2 protein-coding genes are annotated in these 2,617 nt (G+C 46.4%); both read right to left on the reverse strand.

Annotated elements, in window-relative coordinates; genetic code table 11:
- On the reverse strand, window positions 1-258 hold a 258-nt coding region (locus KDK18_RS11640), incomplete at its 3' end, for a hypothetical protein (RefSeq protein ID WP_257255074.1).
- Window positions 259-445: 187 nt separating this feature from the next.
- Window positions 446-2,617, reverse strand: a 2,172-nt coding sequence (locus tag KDK18_RS11645; RefSeq protein WP_257255075.1) for a DUF4116 domain-containing protein, incomplete at its 5' end; no start/stop codon positions are given.

The raw sequence follows: 2,617 nt of genomic DNA on the forward strand, positions 1-2,617 counted from the left end.
GGCTTCCTTCATGCGCTGTAAAAACATTCCCTTGCCCCCAAGTTGTTCCCGGTTGTCAGGAGAACAATTAGCAGCCTGATCTGGAACAGGTGAGCGGCATTTGCGGTTGGAGAGTGGCGTTGCGTCGGGAACGCCAATGGGATCAAGATCATCGAAACAGCTTTCGGGTGAACTATCAGCTCCGGTATTCTGATCGCAGGCAGTTGCCAGACTTTGAGTATCTGATCTACCAATTATTGCTGGTGATAAAGGTAACATAAAGATATCCCTCTCATGTTAATATTCATCCATGATTCGACGGTAAGTCGTTACTTGTATCTGACAATATTGTTTTTATAAAGTTCACCCTTCAGCTTTAAGCATGCAGTAGAAAAAACAACAATAGGCTGGCAACAGGGTTTGCACGGGTCAACGTTGTCTGAATCAATCAGACCTTATTCGCAGGTTATCTGAGGTATTGACGAACTTCGGGGTTTCTTTGTTTTGCTTCATTGATAAACGCCTTATTATCTTTAAGCCCGGCAGCAGCATAACTGAAAGCTTCAGGATTTATTTCAATGAGTTCGAGCATACACCGGCGATCCTTTAAAAGCGTTTTACTGACATAGCTTAAGATAGAAACATTAAAAGCCACTAAGGTTTTAATAATGTTTTTATCATTTCGAATTCTGTCACTGGCATATTCCAGAGCTGCTGGATAATCTTTGATAGCGGCTATGACAACCTCTTCATTATCCCGTGGTTCGGGTCCGGCCTCTTGCAGACAATCGCCATCGATGGTGACTGCAGCCAGGACGACCTGTTTATCATTCTTTAGCTCTTCACTGACACCTTCCAGGCAAGATGGATCCAATGAAATGACTGCTAATACAAGCTCTTTATCATTTCGAATTCGTTGGCTAGCATATTTCATGCCAGCCCTGAGCAGAAAACTCTTGACCTTTTCTTTTTGTCCATCAGACAACTGCGCCGGTGGAAGATGAAACTCCAGACTGTAACTGTAGGACGGCTTGATAAAGTAATACTGATCTTTCAAATGAGGATACAAAAGCTCAACCCATTGATAAGCCTTATCAGGATCTAAGAATAAAAAATGATGGTATAGCTCCCTGAAGATTTCCTTAGAGTGTTGATCACTCATTAACATTTCGCAAAAATTGTCCTCCGATGTAGCTAACCGTCGCCCATAATCAATAAACTGTCGTTGACGGTTGCTTAATAACTGGTAGTAACCCGGATCAATTCGAATTCGCTCCCCCACAGACATTAGGAAAAGGCAATGCTGAAAGGCAAATCTATTGGCTTCTGCCGAAACACCGCTATTAAGGCGTTGTACAAGCGAGTTAAAGCTCCACTGACCTCCTTCAAAAATGGTTCTTTGACTAAAGAACAGATCCAAATTCCGGAGTGATCGTAACACCGTCGTCAGCTTTACAAACGCCTCCCGAATGATTGGACGTGATCTTATTCGGGGGCATTCGACGATAATTTCTCCCGCTATGGCGTTACAATTTAGCTTTATGCTATCCGCATTTTCATCCAGTTCGATCGCTTTCAGTGACTCCACCAGAAACCACATACGTTTGAACTTGCCGCGTGTAATACGGTCATCAGCACTACCAAATTGGTCAGAATATTTCAGCCGCAGGGTTCGTCCTTTCCCACCCTCTGCATGTTCAAGTAGCTCGATAACGCTCACATGAGATCCTAACCTCAGATTAACAATCAAGGCTTCATCCATAATGATGACAACCCCGTTAAGAATCATTAATGCATCGAGGGATGCTTTGCAGGCTGGACTCAATAGTGCTTCCGTTTCAGTCAGAGCCCTGCAATCGATATAGGTGATGCACTGTTCTGGAGAGATCCTGCCCTGACCCGAGGCCACTGTGACCGGTGAAAGCGCCTTTACGAAGCGCTGATGCAGGGCAAAAATCAGTTCATGCACGCTCCGGATCTGCTCAGCCTCATAAGGGTCGAGTGCCTGGAGACAGGATTGTAACTGATGACAGTCTGCCACCCAGTGACGAAATATTCCCGGGGATAGCTGCCCTTTTTCAGTGGCTTGCACTGGAAGGATGATACTCTTTAGCCCTGACCGGATAGTTCGTTTCAGCGTCTCGAACCGGCTGCTCAGTTGCAATAATTCATCCAGCAATATTTCGATCTCGGATGAAGCTCTGCTACCCGCCAGCCGCAGGAATGCATGATACCCATCCAGCAGAGCTTCAGCCCCATGAACCAGCCGTTTTACGCTGTCACAGGTCTCTGCCAGTAGCTTTGATCGTTGCGGCGACATGCTCAGTTTTATCGGGTTTGCCAGACAATCCAGTCCGCCGCCGGAGGCAAAAAATGCCAACAAACGGGCATTTTGATCCGTGAGCCATTGAAAACCGCTGGCGACCTTACTGAATGTGTCTTCAGAGGGGGACAAATCATCCCATGACGGGACAGCTTTTGCTAACGGCACATCAGAAACAGCAGAGGACAGGCTTCTGTGACTGGCCAGTTTTTCGGTAATATCACCAGCCACAACGAAGGCACCAGATTTACTGTTAAAGCGAGCACAGGCCAGTGTCGCCTGCTGGCCATCCTGAGCGACCACTGTCTCATACTC

Source organism: Endozoicomonas sp. SESOKO3 (assembly GCF_024606255.1).